Origin of the sequence: Ensifer sp. Root127, from assembly GCF_001425225.1 — a bacterium.
Taxonomy (GTDB): domain Bacteria; phylum Pseudomonadota; class Alphaproteobacteria; order Rhizobiales; family Rhizobiaceae; genus Ensifer; species Ensifer canadensis.
The window spans coordinates 240,357-253,667 of the sequence record NZ_LMDX01000052.1; the positions used below are offsets into that span (position 1 = coordinate 240,357).

Annotated in this window: 14 protein-coding genes; 9 read left to right on the top strand and 5 right to left on the bottom strand. The window is 62.6% G+C overall.

The features are described 5' to 3' along the window. Nucleotides 1-32: 32 nt before the first annotated feature. Nucleotides 33-623 (top strand): RNA 2',3'-cyclic phosphodiesterase, encoded by a 591-nt coding sequence (thpR, locus tag ASD03_RS33660; protein WP_025425196.1) that lies wholly within the window; start codon nt 33-35, stop codon nt 621-623. Here the strand turns inward: thpR and ASD03_RS33665 are convergent. After that, nucleotides 560-1,036 carry a low molecular weight protein-tyrosine-phosphatase gene (locus ASD03_RS33665; protein WP_025425197.1) on the bottom strand — a complete coding sequence of 159 codons (477 nt, stop codon included), beginning with the start codon at nt 1,034-1,036 and terminating at the stop codon, nt 560-562. The two genes, thpR and ASD03_RS33665, sit on opposite strands and share 64 nt — an antisense overlap. Before the next feature lie 86 nt (nt 1,037-1,122). On the opposite strand from ASD03_RS33665, the gene ASD03_RS33670 reads away from it, so the two are divergent. From ASD03_RS33670 to ASD03_RS33700, 7 genes are all read left to right on the top strand, one after another. Then, complete coding sequence (locus ASD03_RS33670; RefSeq protein ID WP_025425198.1) at nt 1,123-1,440, top strand: 4a-hydroxytetrahydrobiopterin dehydratase; 318 nt, start codon at nt 1,123-1,125, stop codon at nt 1,438-1,440. A gap of 61 nt (nt 1,441-1,501) precedes the next feature. Then, on the top strand, nt 1,502-1,879 hold the full coding sequence (locus ASD03_RS33675; RefSeq protein WP_025425199.1) for a YkvA family protein: 378 nt from the start codon (nt 1,502-1,504) through the stop codon (nt 1,877-1,879). A 408-nt stretch (nt 1,880-2,287) separates the two neighbouring features. Further along, nucleotides 2,288-2,791: an invasion associated locus B family protein gene (locus tag ASD03_RS33680; RefSeq protein ID WP_025425200.1), complete on the top strand. Its 504-nt coding sequence runs from the start codon at nt 2,288-2,290 to the stop codon at nt 2,789-2,791. 234 nt (nt 2,792-3,025) lie between these two features. Further along, nucleotides 3,026-4,261, top strand: a complete 1,236-nt coding sequence (gene rlmN / locus ASD03_RS33685; RefSeq protein ID WP_025425201.1) for a 23S rRNA (adenine(2503)-C(2))-methyltransferase RlmN — start codon at nt 3,026-3,028, stop codon at nt 4,259-4,261. Between the two features lie 215 nt (nt 4,262-4,476). Next, a complete protein-coding gene (locus tag ASD03_RS33690) occupies nt 4,477-5,430 on the top strand; it encodes an ABC transporter substrate-binding protein (protein WP_025425202.1) in 954 nt (317 codons plus the stop codon). A gap of 224 nt (nt 5,431-5,654) precedes the next feature. Beyond that, nucleotides 5,655-6,533, top strand: a complete 879-nt coding sequence (locus ASD03_RS33695) for an ABC transporter permease (protein WP_025425203.1) — start codon at nt 5,655-5,657, stop codon at nt 6,531-6,533. Continuing rightward, nucleotides 6,530-7,324 (top strand): ABC transporter ATP-binding protein, encoded by a 795-nt coding sequence (locus tag ASD03_RS33700; RefSeq protein ID WP_025425204.1) that lies wholly within the window; start codon nt 6,530-6,532, stop codon nt 7,322-7,324. The genes ASD03_RS33695 and ASD03_RS33700 overlap by 4 nt, the downstream gene beginning before the upstream one ends. Nucleotides 7,325-7,590: 266 nt before the next feature. On the opposite strand, the gene ASD03_RS33705 is transcribed toward ASD03_RS33700, so the two are convergent. Beyond that, nucleotides 7,591-8,232 carry a LysE family translocator gene (locus tag ASD03_RS33705; protein WP_025425205.1) on the bottom strand — a complete coding sequence of 214 codons (642 nt, stop codon included), beginning with the start codon at nt 8,230-8,232 and terminating at the stop codon, nt 7,591-7,593. A gap of 175 nt (nt 8,233-8,407) precedes the next feature. On the opposite strand from ASD03_RS33705, the gene ASD03_RS33710 reads away from it, so the two are divergent. Continuing rightward, nucleotides 8,408-9,625 (top strand): argininosuccinate synthase, encoded by a 1,218-nt coding sequence (locus ASD03_RS33710; protein WP_025425206.1) that lies wholly within the window; start codon nt 8,408-8,410, stop codon nt 9,623-9,625. Between the two features lie 66 nt (nt 9,626-9,691). Here the strand turns inward: ASD03_RS33710 and ASD03_RS33715 are convergent, their stop codons facing one another. From ASD03_RS33715 to ASD03_RS33725, 3 genes are all read right to left on the bottom strand, one after another. Continuing rightward, nucleotides 9,692-10,930, bottom strand: a complete 1,239-nt coding sequence (locus tag ASD03_RS33715) for a multidrug effflux MFS transporter (RefSeq protein ID WP_025425207.1) — start codon at nt 10,928-10,930, stop codon at nt 9,692-9,694. Further along, the gene (locus ASD03_RS33720) at nt 10,927-11,406 is read right to left on the bottom strand and encodes a MarR family transcriptional regulator (protein ID WP_025425208.1); all 480 of its coding nucleotides are present in this window, start codon (nt 11,404-11,406) and stop codon (nt 10,927-10,929) included. The genes ASD03_RS33715 and ASD03_RS33720 overlap by 4 nt, the downstream gene beginning before the upstream one ends. Before the next feature lie 77 nt (nt 11,407-11,483). Beyond that, on the bottom strand, nt 11,484-13,310 hold the full coding sequence (locus ASD03_RS33725) for an ABC-F family ATP-binding cassette domain-containing protein (RefSeq protein WP_025425209.1): 1,827 nt from the start codon (nt 13,308-13,310) through the stop codon (nt 11,484-11,486). Nucleotide 13,311: the final 1 nt, after the last annotated feature.

Below are 13,311 nucleotides of genomic sequence, written 5' to 3' on the forward strand. Positions count from 1 at the left end.
GAGACATCTGCAAGAGATTCGGGGAGCTCGCCATGCCGAGACTATTCACCGCCCTCGAAATTCCGCGCAATGTTGCGATGAGTCTTTCATTGCTGCGCGGAGGTCTTCCCGGAGCTCGCTGGATCGATGTGGAGAACTACCACATCACCTTGCGCTTCATTGGTGACGTCGACTGGCGCACCGCAGACGAGATCATCGACAAGCTTGACCGGATCGAAAGACCGGAATTCCAGCTGCAACTGACCGGCACCGGCGCCTTCGGCTCGAAGAAGCCACACTCGGTCTGGGCTGGGGTCAGCAATCACCCGGAAATGTACGCGCTGCAGGCCGAAATCGAGCGCATCTGCCAGAGGCTGCGGCTGCCGGCCGACCCGCGCAAGTTCACGCCGCATGTCACGCTTGCAAGGCTGCGCTCCAGCCGCGTCGAGGATGTGGTCGAATATCTCTCCGGACGCGGCAACTTCATGGCCTCACCCTTCACCGTCTCACGTTTCGTGCTTTTGTCGTCGCGCGATTCCGTCGGCGGCGGCCCCTACCTCACCGAAGAGGTGTTTCCGCTTCACGAAGTCCGCTCTTCGAGCCTTTCCAGCAACGACGAGCATCCGGCCTCCAACATCTGGTAAAGGCGTTTGAACGCTTCGGGACCGTCATAATAGGGATCAGGAACGTCCTGGTCCCGCCCCGAAGCGTAGCTCAGAAACAGATCGATCCTGTCTTCAAGCCCCGCCGGCGCGAGCTGGCGAAGCGTCTTGACGTTCTCCCCATCCATGCCGAGGATCAGGTCGAACGCCGCAAAGTCGGCCTTTGAAACCTTGCGCCCGCGAAGGCCGGAAATGTCGATGCCGTGCCGGCGCGCCGCCTCGATCGACCGGCGGTCCGGTGGATCGCCGATATGCCACCCACCCGTACCGGCAGAATCGACAGAAATCTGTGACGCCAGACCCTTTTGCGCCGCGAGCTCGCGCAGCACGCCTTCAGCCAGAGGTGACCGGCAGATATTGCCGAGACAAACAAAAAGAATTCGGACCGGTTTCATGCTATCCATTTCAAGGAGATAAGAGGCCAGCCGACTTATACGCGGCGGCACAGCCTTGGAACAGACGCGGTGAAAGGGAGGAACGGATGAGGCCGGAGAAACTCGACGAGGCGGCAATCGCCGAGCATTTGCACAAGATGGAAGGGTGGGTGCGCGCCGAAGACGGCGCCTCCATCTGGAAAGCTTTTCGCTTCAAGAATTTCGTCGAGGCTTTCGGCTTCATGACGGAGATGGCGATCGTTGCCGAAAAGCTCGATCATCACCCGGAATGGTTCAACGTCTACAACCGCGTCGACGTGACGCTCACGACGCACGACGCCAGCGGCCTCACCGAACTGGACTTCAAGCTGGCTGCCAGAATGGACAAGGCTGCGGCCGGCCGCATGCCCGACCATTTGAAATAGATTTTGAAATGGATCTGGCACTTCCCATATTGTTGAGCGTTGCAACATCGGAAGCGAGGCGATGGACGACGTAAAGATTGGTGAAATTCTCCTGCCCGGCGAAGAATCCGAACAGGAGCGCAGGGAAAAGCGCGTCAAGCGACGCTTCTGGCCGACCTTTCGCCGCGCCGCCCGGCAGATACCGTTCAGCCGGGAACTCGTGGCTGCCTATTATTGCGCGATCGACCCGAAGACGCCGACGCGCACGCGCGGCATCCTGCTGGCGGCACTGGCCTATTTCGTGCTGCCGCTCGACTTCCTTCCCGATGTGCTCGCCGTCGTCGGATTTTCCGATGATGTCGCGGTTCTGACTGCCGCCTTTGCCGCCATCAGCGGGCAAATCAAGGAAGCCCACTACCTCAAGGCCGACGAGACGCTGGCCGACAATCCCGAGGAATGACCGCGGAAAATGCGGTCCGTCCGTGTGTCCGCCGTATTCCTGCCCAAAAGTCAAACTCTTGCCCAATTCTTTGTGGCATAGACATTTTGGAACGACACGCATCGAAACGTCTTGGTTGAGACGCGCGTTGTTTGGAATGGCATGGGGCAGGAAACGATCCGGAAGAGCTGTTCGAGGCGCCGAACACTCGACGCCGGAAGAGCGCTCCAAAAAATTGACGGACGGCAGATCTGCGGATGCTGGAGCGAAGGCGACAAATGCTTCGTTTCGGGGCTGAAACCAGCGGATTTTGGCCCTCGTTGACGGTTTGGTAACCTGAATTAAGTCACAACAATTGAAATCATGACTACGCGTCGCCCGTCTGACCTGTTTCGGGTGATCGAAAAGCAAGAAAAGCGGCAGGACCTCATGTTTGTAAGAAAGATCGCAACCGCAATCGCACTCGTTCTGGCAACCGCCAGCATGGCTGCCGCCCAGTCTCCGACGCGCATCCAGCAGTTCAACGCCTGGGGCGCCTATTCCTACAATTCCGGCGGCGGCAAGGTCTGCTATGTCCTGTCGGTTCCGAAGGAAAAGAGCCCGGCCGGCGTCGACCACGGCGACATCTTCTTCCTCGTTTCCCAGCGCCCCGGCCAGAACATCAGCTACGAGCCGCAGGCCATGATGGGCTACCCGCTGCAGGAGAACTCGAAGGTCAACGTCGTCATCGACGGCCGCACCTTCGTGATGTTCACCAAGGGCAACTCTGCCTGGGTCGAGAACGCCGCTGAAGAGCCGGCGCTCGTTGCCGCGATGAAGACCGGCAAGGCGATGTCGGTCAACGCCAAGTCGCGCAAGGGCACCACGACCACCTACGCCTATTCGCTGTCGGGCATCTCGGCTGCACTGAAGCAGATCGAAGCCTGCAAGTAGGCTCTCGCCACTTTGGCAGAACACAAGGCCGGCGCCTGACGCCGGCCTTTTTGCATTCAGGATTGACGCCTGCGCGTGACTCTTGAGCAAAACAATGCTACAGCCCCGGCAAATTAAGAGCCCCCGCGCCCTATTGGCCGCGCTTGAAGGCTCGACCGATTTCAATTCGAGCATCAGGACAATCTCCGGACCCTTCTCCGGACGGGCGTTTTCTGTACGACAGGACACCAGAGCATGGCAGCCACTGAAATCTTGAACCGGGTGGATACCGTCAAGGCACCGCAGGCGCGCATCGCACCGCAGGCCGAGAAGCCTTCGCTGATCGGGCTGTTGCGCGAGGACATGGCCAAGGCCCTGGTCGAAAAAGGTATTCCCGAGCGTCAGGTGAAGATGCGCGTCAGCCAGCTCTGGCACTGGCTCTACGTGCGCGGTGTTTCCGACTTCGACGAGATGCTGAACGTCTCGAAGGACATGCGCGAGATGCTGAAGCAGCATTTCACCATCGCCCGGCCGGAGATCGTCGAGGAGCAGACCTCGGGCGACGGCACCCGCAAGTGGCTGCTGCGCTTTCCCGCCCGCGGCGCCGGCCGCCCGGTCGAGATCGAAACGGTCTACATCCCCGAAGAGGGCCGCGGCACGCTCTGCATCTCCAGCCAGGTCGGCTGCACGCTCACCTGTTCCTTCTGTCACACCGGCACGCAGAAGCTGGTGCGCAACCTGACGGCCGAGGAAATCCTGGCGCAGCTGCTGCTCGCGCGCGACCGGCTCGGCGACTTCCCGGAGCGCGACACGCCCCAGGGCGCGATCGTGCCGGCGGAAGGCCGCAAGATCACCAACATCGTCATGATGGGCATGGGCGAGCCGCTCTACAATTTCGAGGAGGTCAAGACCGCCCTGTTGATCGCCTCCGACGGCGAGGGCCTGTCGCTCTCCAAGCGCCGCATCACGCTTTCGACCTCCGGCATCGTGCCCGAGATCTATAGGACCGGCGACGAGATCGGTGTCATGCTGGCGATCTCGCTGCATGCGGTGCGCGACGACCTGCGCGACATGCTAGTGCCGATCAACAAGAAATATCCGCTGAAGGAACTGATGGATGCCTGTCGCGCCTATCCGGGCCTGTCGAACGCGCGCCGCATCACCTTCGAATATGTGATGCTCAAGGACGTCAACGACAGCCTCGAGGACGCCAAGGAACTGGTGAAGCTCTTGAAGGGCGTGCCGGCGAAGATCAACCTCATTCCGTTCAACCCTTGGCCGGGCACCAACTACCAGTGTTCCGAGTGGGAGCAGATCGAGAAATTCGCCGATTTCATCAACCAGGCGGGCTACGCCTCGCCGATCCGCACGCCGCGCGGCCGCGACATCCTGGCCGCCTGCGGCCAGCTGAAGTCCGAATCCGAGCGCATGCGCAAGGTCGACCGGCTCGCCTTCGAAGCAATGATGATTGCCAATCACGGCGAGGACTGAGCCATCAGGTGGGTGCGGCGCGGTTTTCCGCCCGCATTTCACCTTTCACGACTCAAAGACGATCGCAACGCCCTCGGATTGTGTCGATCCGCACCATCTCAACCGCAGGCATGTCGTGATCGATGAAGAACTTTGATGGGTGATGCAGTTCCTATCGATTGATTTCATGTCACCGGTTTCCTAAGAAAGCGGGCAATCAATCTAGGAGGACACCCATGCGCTCACTTCTCGTCGCCCTTGCCGCCACGGTGGCATTTACCCTGCCCGCACGCGCCGATGAGGTGACCGTCGCCGTAACCGCGATCGTCGAACACCCGGCTCTCGATGCCGCACGCGACGGTGTGAAGGACGCGCTGGCCGCAGCCGGCTACAAGGAGGGCGAAAACCTCAAGTTCCTCTACGAGTCCGCCCAAGGCAACCCGGCGACCGCAGCACAGATCGCCCGCCAGTTCGCCGGTGAAGCGCCTAATGTCATCGTTCCGATCTCGACCCCGTCGGCCCAGGCCGTCGTTTCCTCGACGCGCGATATTCCGGTGGTCTTCACCGCCGTGTCCGACCCGATCGGCGCACAACTGGTCAAGGACATGGACAAGCCGGGCGGCAACGTCACCGGTCTTTCCGACATGTCGCCGGTCGCCGAGCACGTCGCGCTGATCAAGGAAATCCTGCCGAACGCCAAGTCGATCGGCTACCTCTACAACTCCGGCGAAGCCAACTCCGTGTCGCTTCTGGCAGTCTTGAAGACGGAAGCCGAAAAGGCCGGCCTGACCGTGGTCGAATCCGCGGCAACGAAGTCGGCCGAAGTCCAGGGTGCGGCCCGCGCACTCGTCGGCCGCGCCGACGTGATCTACGTTCCGACCGATAACACGATCATCTCCGCGCTCGAAGGTGCGATCGCCGTGGCTGAGGAAGCCAAGTTGCCGCTCCTCACCGCTGACACGGATTCGGTCGCGCGCGGCTCGCTCGCGGCTCTCGGCTTCAACTACTACGATGTCGGCAAGCAGACCGGCGAAATCGTCGTTCGCATCCTCAAGGGCGAAAACCCGGGTGATATCGCCGTCAAGGTTGCCGCCGGTTCCGACCTGGTGATCAACAAGAAGGCCGCTGAAAAGATGGGCGTCACCCTTCCGGAAAGTGTCGTCAAGCGCGCTACACGCGTTGTCGAATAAGGCTTTGAGCCTTTTCAGGTTCAAGTTTATTGCGTTTTGGCCGCCCTCGTTCCATACGAGGGCGGTTCGTTATTGGAGCACGGCGTTTCCCTCGGGGCACGCAAGATGCGCTCTGACAGTTTGAAGCTGCGCCGACGCCGGATCTCTGGACGTCATGGCCAACCGGAGACGCCGCGCTGATAGAACAAGCTTAAGGCGCGCGGCAAAAAAAGAGGGTCGGGGGTTTGAGTCAAATCGCTTTCTGGGGAGCCGTCGAACTGGGGCTGGTCTACGCCTTTGTCGCCGTCGGCGTCTTTCTCGCATTCCGGGTTCTCGACTTCCCTGACCTGACGGTCGACGGTTCGTTCCCGCTCGGCGCCGCGGTGACCGCGGTGCTGATCATCGCCGGCGTCAACCCGTGGATCGCGGCCTGTGTCGCCATGGTGGCGGGTGCCGCCGCCGGCATCGTCACGGCGATGCTCAACGTGCGCTTCAAGATCCTCAATCTGCTGGCCTCGATCCTGACGATGATCGCGCTGTTCTCGGTCAATCTGCGCGTGATGGGCAAACCCAACGTCGCGCTGATCAACGCCGACACCATGCTCTCGCCGTTCTTTGGCCTGGGGCTTCGTGATTTCTACGTTCGCCCGCTGTTCATCGGCATCCTGGTGCTCGTTGCCGTCATCGTCGTCTGGCGCTTCCTCGAAAGCGATGCGGGTCTTGCGATGCGGGCAACCGGCGCCAATGCGCGCATGGCCCGTGCGCAAGGGGTCGACACCAACCGGCAGATCTATCTCGGTATGGCGATCTCGAACGCGCTCGTTGCCTTCGGCGGCGCGCTCTTTGCCCAGACCAACGGCTTTGCCGACGTCACTTCCGGGGTCGGTACCATCGTCGTCGGCCTTGCAGCCGTCATTATCGGCGAGACGCTGCTCGGCGCCCGCGGCATCCTGATCGCGCTGATCGGCTGCGTGCTCGGCTCGATCCTCTATCGCATCGCCATCCAGCTGGCGCTGTCGACCGACATGCTCGGCTTGCAGGCCTCCGATCTCAATTTCGTGACCGCCGTGCTCGTCACCTTCGCCCTCATCCTTCCCCGACTTCGTCGCGGAGGTGCGGCATGATCAGCGTCAAGAACATCCAGGTCGTCTTCGGCAAGGGAACGCCGCTGCAGAAGCAGGCGCTGAACGGCGTCGACCTCACAATCGAGCAGGGCTCCTTCGTCACCGTCATCGGCTCCAATGGCGCCGGCAAATCGACGTTGCTCGGCGTTCTCGCCGGCGACGTGCTGCCGAGTGCGGGCCAGGTGACGATCGGCAAGACCGATGTGACCCGCAAGGGCACCGCCGCTCGCGCCGGCCTTGTCGCCCGCGTGTTTCAGGATCCGCTGACCGGTAGCTGCGGTGCGCTTTCGATCGAAGAGAACCTGGCGCTCGCCGCCAAGCGCGGCGAGAAGCGTGGCCTGATGGCAGCGCTCGGGCCGAAGCGCCGCGAACATTTCCGCGAGCGCATCGCCGAGCTTAATCTCGGCCTCGAAAACCGCATGGGCGACCGCATGGACCTGCTTTCGGGCGGCCAGCGCCAGGCGGTCTCGCTGGTCATGGCGACACTTGCCGGCTCCGAAGTGCTGCTGCTCGACGAACATACCGCCGCCCTTGATCCCGGGATGGCCGAGTTCGTTATGAACCTCACCCAGAAGATCGTTTCCGAGCGCAGGCTGACGACGATGATGGTTACCCACTCGATGCGCCAGGCGCTCGACTATGGCCATCGCACCGTCATGCTGCATGGCGGCGAGATCGTGCTCGACGTTGCCGGCGACAGCCGCAAGGAATTGCAGGTCGAGGACCTCATCGCCATGTTCCGCCGCATCCGCGGCCAGACGCTCGACGACGACGCGCTGCTCATCGGCTGACCCCGTCGCTTACGGGGCGATCAGAGCTTGCCCCTCATCTGCCTGCCGGCATCTTCTCCCCGTAAAGACGGGGAGAAGAGACAAGTGGCAATCTCTCAGCCGTTCTCCGGCAAACGGCGTGAAGTGCCATCTACCGTTTCACACGTCTCCCCATGCTGCTCCGGCGATCGCCGTTGCCGCCGAACGATGCAGCACGTGCTCTTCTCCCCACATGCGGGGAGAAGATGCCGGCAGGCAGATGAGGGGCGAAACCCTCCGAAGACGCCCTATCGCGCCGTCGTCATGAAGATCTTCACCGCAAAGACAGGGAAGACGCCGGCAAAACTGTAGTCGAGCGCCCGCATGAACCCCTTGTTGCGCTGCAGCCAGGAGGACAGCCAGTCGGCGGTAAATACCACCAGCATGTTTACAGGCATGCCGATGACGATGAACATCGCGCCGAGGAACAGAAGCTTGCCCGTCACCGATGCATCGTTGGCGCTGACGAACTGCGGCAGGAAAGTCATGAAAAAGATGATGACCTTGGGGTTGAGCAGGTTTACCCAGAAGCCCGACGAGACGTTGGAAAGAGCCGTACCGCCGGAACCTTCGACGGTCTTGACCGAAAGCGTCGATCCGTGGCGGATCGCCTGAACCGCAAGCCAGAGCAGATAGGCGGCACCTCCGGTCTTCAGCACCATGAACGCAGCAGGCGAGGCCGTGATCAGCGCCGAGATGCCGAAGGCGACCAGTAGGGTGTGAACGACGATGCCGAAGCTCGTCCCGAGCACCACGAATAGGGCGGCCTTCTTGCCTTGCGACAGCGCGCGGCTGATCGAAAGCGTCATGTCCGGCCCCGGCGTTGCCGCAAGCAGCAGCGTGGCGGCAGCAAAGCCGAACAGCGTGGGCAGGCTGGGAAGGAAGTCCATGTGCGCGATTCCTGGAACACTCGGTGACCTCGTCTATTCCGGTGCGTCGGCTTTTGCCAGCGGATTTGGGTGTCGCAGCGTTCTTCCGCTTGTATCCAGGCGTGTTCCGGATAAAGTGCCGCAGAATTTCCAAGGCGGCACGCCGCCCTCTTCCAAGACCAGACGGACGGAAACCATGGCATCGCATAAAGACGTGAAAAAGGTCGTTCTCGCCTATTCGGGCGGTCTCGACACCTCGATCATCCTGAAGTGGCTGCAGACCGAACTCGGCGCCGAAGTTGTGACGTTTACGGCAGACCTCGGCCAGGGCGAAGAACTGGAGCCGGCGCGCAAGAAGGCCGAGATGCTCGGCATCAAGGAAATCTACATCGAGGATGTGCGCGAAGAGTTCGTGCGCGATTTCGTCTTCCCGATGTTTCGCGCCAACGCCGTCTATGAGGGCGTCTACCTGCTCGGCACCTCCATCGCGCGTCCGCTGATTTCCAAACACCTGATCGACATCGCCAAGAAGACCGGCGCTGACGCGATCGCCCACGGCGCCACCGGCAAGGGCAACGACCAGGTTCGCTTCGAGCTGTCGGCATACGCGCTCAACCCCGACATCAAGATCATCGCTCCATGGCGCGACTGGTCGTTCAAGAGCCGCACCGACCTGCTCGAATTCGCCGAGAAGCACCAGATCCCGGTCGCCAAGGACAAGAAGGGCGAGGCTCCCTTCTCTGTCGACGCCAACCTCTTGCACTCCTCCTCCGAGGGCAAGGTTCTGGAAGATCCGTCGCAGGAAGCCCCGGAATACGTGCACATGCGCACGATCTCGCCGGAAGCGGCTCCCGACAAGGCAACCGTCATCAAGGTCGGTTTCGAGCGCGGCGACGCCGTCTCGATCAACGGCGTGCGCCTTTCGCCGGCAAACCTGCTGGCAAAGCTCAACGACTACGGCCGCGACAATGGCATCGGCCGGCTCGACCTCGTCGAAAACCGCTTCGTCGGCATGAAGTCGCGCGGCGTCTACGAGACCCCCGGCGGCACCATCCTGCTGTCGGCACACCGCGCGATCGAATCGATCACGCTCGACCGTGGCGCCGCCCACCTCAAGGACGAGCTGATGCCGCGCTACGCCGAGCTGATCTATTACGGCTTCTGGTTCTCGCCGGAGCGCGAGATGCTGCAGGCGGCGATCGACAGGAGCCAGGAGCATGTCGAAGGCGAAGTGACGCTGAAGCTCTACAAGGGCAATGTCATGGTCACCGGCCGCGAAAGCCCGAAGTCGCTCTATTCCGACAAGCTGGTCACCTTCGAAGACGACCAGGGCGCCTACGACCAGAAGGATGCTGCCGGCTTCATCAAGCTGAATGCGCTGCGCCTGCGCACGCTGGCTGCACGCAACCGTTAAAAGCGGCAAGCACCTGACAAGAAAAAGCCTCCGCGACCCGGGTCGCGGAGGCTTTTTCGTTTCGTCTTATTCAGCCGCTTCCGGCAGGGGCTGCGTGCCATCGACTGGCGCCGCCAATGGCGTCAGGCGAACGGTGCGGCGATACCAGAGATAGCTGAACACGCAGAGAAGGCCGAAGCTCGGAATGATCGTGCCGAGCGCCAGCACCGGCACGCCGACAACGGCCGCCAAGGCGCCGCCGAGAAGGCCGGCGCCCATCTGGATGAAGCCCATCATCGCCGACGCCGTACCGGCGATATGCGGGAAAGGCGCCATGGCCGCCGTCATCATGTAGGGCATGACGAAGGCGATGCCGAAGGCGTAGACGCCGACCGGCGCCATCACCGCCAGGAAGCTCGGTTCGAGCGCGTGCATGGTGTAGGCGAGCGCCACACTGCCGAGCGCGATGAAACAAAGACCGACCGGCACCAGCGCCTGCGGCGTGAACCGCCGCATTAACAGCCGCACCGTGACCGTGCCCGAGAAGAAGAAACCGGATTGCATCAGCATGCCGACGCCGAATTCGGTCGGCGTCAGCCCGACCGTGCCGATCAGGACGAAGGGCAGCATCGTCGCTTGGGCGTAGAGCGCGCCGACGGCGCCGGCAATCACCAGGGTCGAGGAGACGAAGCGGGTATCTGTCAGAAGCTCGCGATAGGCGGCAAGGATCGGCCGCAGATGGCCCTTGGCCGGATCGGGCGTCGCGGTTTCGGCCATGAAGAACTGCACGCAAACGCAGGCCATCAGCGCAAAGCCGACCATCAGGAAGAAGATAGACTGCCAGCCGAAGAGGCCAAGCGCCAGGCCGCCGAGCGTCGGCGACACCGCCGGCCCGATGGCCAGCATCATGCCGATCATGTTCATGATCCGCGCCGCCTGAAGGCCGGTGAACTGGTCGCGCACGATGGCGCGCGCAACCGTCATGCCGACGGAGGCGCCGATGCCCTGCACCAGGCGCCCGGCGAGCAGGACCGCGACCGATGGGGCAAAGGCTGCCATCAGGCTGCCGGCGAGGTAGATGGTCATGAAGATCAGCGTCGTGCGCCGGCGGCCGATGACGTCGGAGAGCGTGCCCGAAACCAGCTGTGCGAAGGCGAAGCCTGCGAAGTAGAGCGACAGCGTCATCTTGATCGCCGCCTCGCTGGAGGAGAAGGCGCGGACCAGTTCGGGCATTGCCGGTGTATAGAGCGCCATGGAAACGGGGCCGAGCGCGACAAGGAAGGCGCCGATGATGCTGGTGCGCCGTTCGCTCATGCGGCGCGTCATGGCTTTGCACCCTTCTCCTTGCCGGCGACGCACGGATCGAGGCCGCGCAAATTTTCGCGCAGGATACGCAGGTTGGCGCAGAGCATGTCGCGCGTCGCCTCGTCGAGCCCTTCCGTATAGGCATTCATCATCTCGCGCAGCCCCGCCATCAGCTCGGCGAGCAGCGGATCGGCCTTGTCGGTGATGACGACGTTCTTGGCGCGGCGGTCGGCCGGGTCGGGCAGACGGGCAACCAGCTCCATCGCCTCCAGCCGGTCGAGATAGGCCGACAGCGTCATCGGCTCGATGCCCATGCGCGTGGCGATTTCCGCCTGCTTGATGCCCTCGGTCAGCGCCACCTGGATCAGCGTGCGCGCTTCACCGGGCGTGATGCCGAGATCCATGGCGTTGACCTTGCGGTCAAAAGCGCCACGCAGAAGGCGGGAGACATCGGTCAGCAACATGCCGATGGTTTCGGATTCGAGTTTTGTCGGCATCAGGATCGTTCACGAGAGATATAATAAGTTTTCCTTATCATACCCCTTGCCAACTTTCAACGCGGGAGCGGCGAGGCTCAGCCCTCGAGCTCCTCGCGCAGCATCTCCAGTTCCAGCCATTCCTCTTCCATGCGGGCGAGATCGCCGCGAAGCTTTTCCAGCTCCTTCGCCAGTTTCGCAAACGTATTCGGGTCCTTGGCAAAGAGGTTGGGGTCGGCCATCCGCTCCTCGCGCTTGGCTGCCTCCGCCTCCGCCTTGGCGATTTCCTTCGGCAGGTTTTCGAGTGCAAACTTCTGCTTGTAGGAGAGCTTGCCCTTGGCCTTCGGTGCCTCGGCTGCGGGGGCAGCGGCATCGGCCACCTTGGCCTTTTCCGCCTTCTCCGTCTTGCGCCGCTCTTCGATCGCGCCCTTGCGCTGCGCCATCATGTCGGTGTAGCCGCCGGCATATTCGATCCAGCGGCCGTCAGGCGCTTCGGGATTGGCCGGCGCGATGGTCGAGCTCACGGTGCGGTCGAGGAAGTCGCGGTCGTGGCTGACGAGGATGACGGTTCCGGCAAAGCCGGCGACGACCTCCTGAAGCAAGTCCAGCGTCTCGATGTCGAGATCGTTGGTCGGCTCGTCGAGGATCAGCAGGTTGGTGGCGCGGGCGAGAATGCGTGCCAGCATCAGCCGGGCGCGCTCACCGCCCGACAGTTCGCGGATCGGGGTGCGCGCCTGCTCCGGCTGGAACAGGAAGTCCTTCATGTAGCCGGTGACATGGCGCTGCTCGCCGTTGACAATCAGGCTCTCGCCCCGGCCGTCGGTCAGGTAGTGGGCCAGCGTATCGTCGAGGTTGAGATCCTCGCGCTTCTGGTCGAGCGTCGCCATCTCAAGATTGGTGCCGAGTTTCACCGTGCCGGTATCCGGCTCGATCTGCCCGGTCAGCATCTTCAAAAGCGTCGTCTTGCCGGCACCGTTCGGGCCGACAAGGCCGATCCGGTCGCCACGGTGCACGCGAATGGAAAACGGCGCAACGATCGTCCGCTCGCCGTAAGCCTTGGTGATCTTCTCCGCCTCGATCACCAGCTTGCCCGATTCCTTGGCGTCGGAAGCCGCCGCCTGAACGGAGCCCTGCGGCCCCTTGTGGCCGCGATGGCGCGAGCGCATGTCCTGCAATTCGCCGAGACGACGCATGTTGCGCTTGCGCCGGGCGGTAACGCCGTAGCGCAGCCAATGCTCCTCGCGCTCGATCGCCTTGCCGAGCTTGTGCTGCTCCAGCTCTTCCGCCTCCAGCACCTCGTCGCGCCAGGCCTCGAAATGGCCGAAGCCGCGGTCGAGCCGGCGGGATTGGCCGCGATCGAGCCAGACCGTCGCGTTCGAGACCTTTTCGAGGAAGCGCCGGTCGTGCGAGATCAGCACCAGGGCCGAACGGCTGCGGGTCAGCTCGTCTTCGAGCCATTCGATCGTCGGCAGATCGAGATGGTTGGTCGGCTCGTCGAGCAGCAGGATATCCGGCTCCGGCGCCATCACCCGGGCAAGCGCTGCGCGGCGCGCCTCGCCGCCGGAAAGGCGTGCCGGGTCTTCTTCGCCGGTCAGACCCAGGTGCTGCAGTAGGTAAGCGACGCGATACGGGTCGTCGCTTGGGCCAAGGCCCGACTCGGCATAGGCCTGCACCGTGTCGTAGCCTTCGAAATCCGGTGCCTGGGGCAGGTAGCGAACGGTCGAGGACGGATGGCGGAAGACCTCGCCCGATTGCGCTTCGGCAAGACCGGCGGCGATCTTCATCAGCGTCGATTTGCCGGAACCGTTGCGCCCGACAAGGCAGATGCGATCCCCCGGCTCCACCTGCAGGTTGGCGCCGGCCAGAAGCGGCGTGCCACCGAAGGTCAGGAAGATATCGTCGAGTTTCAGAATGGGAGGCGCCAAG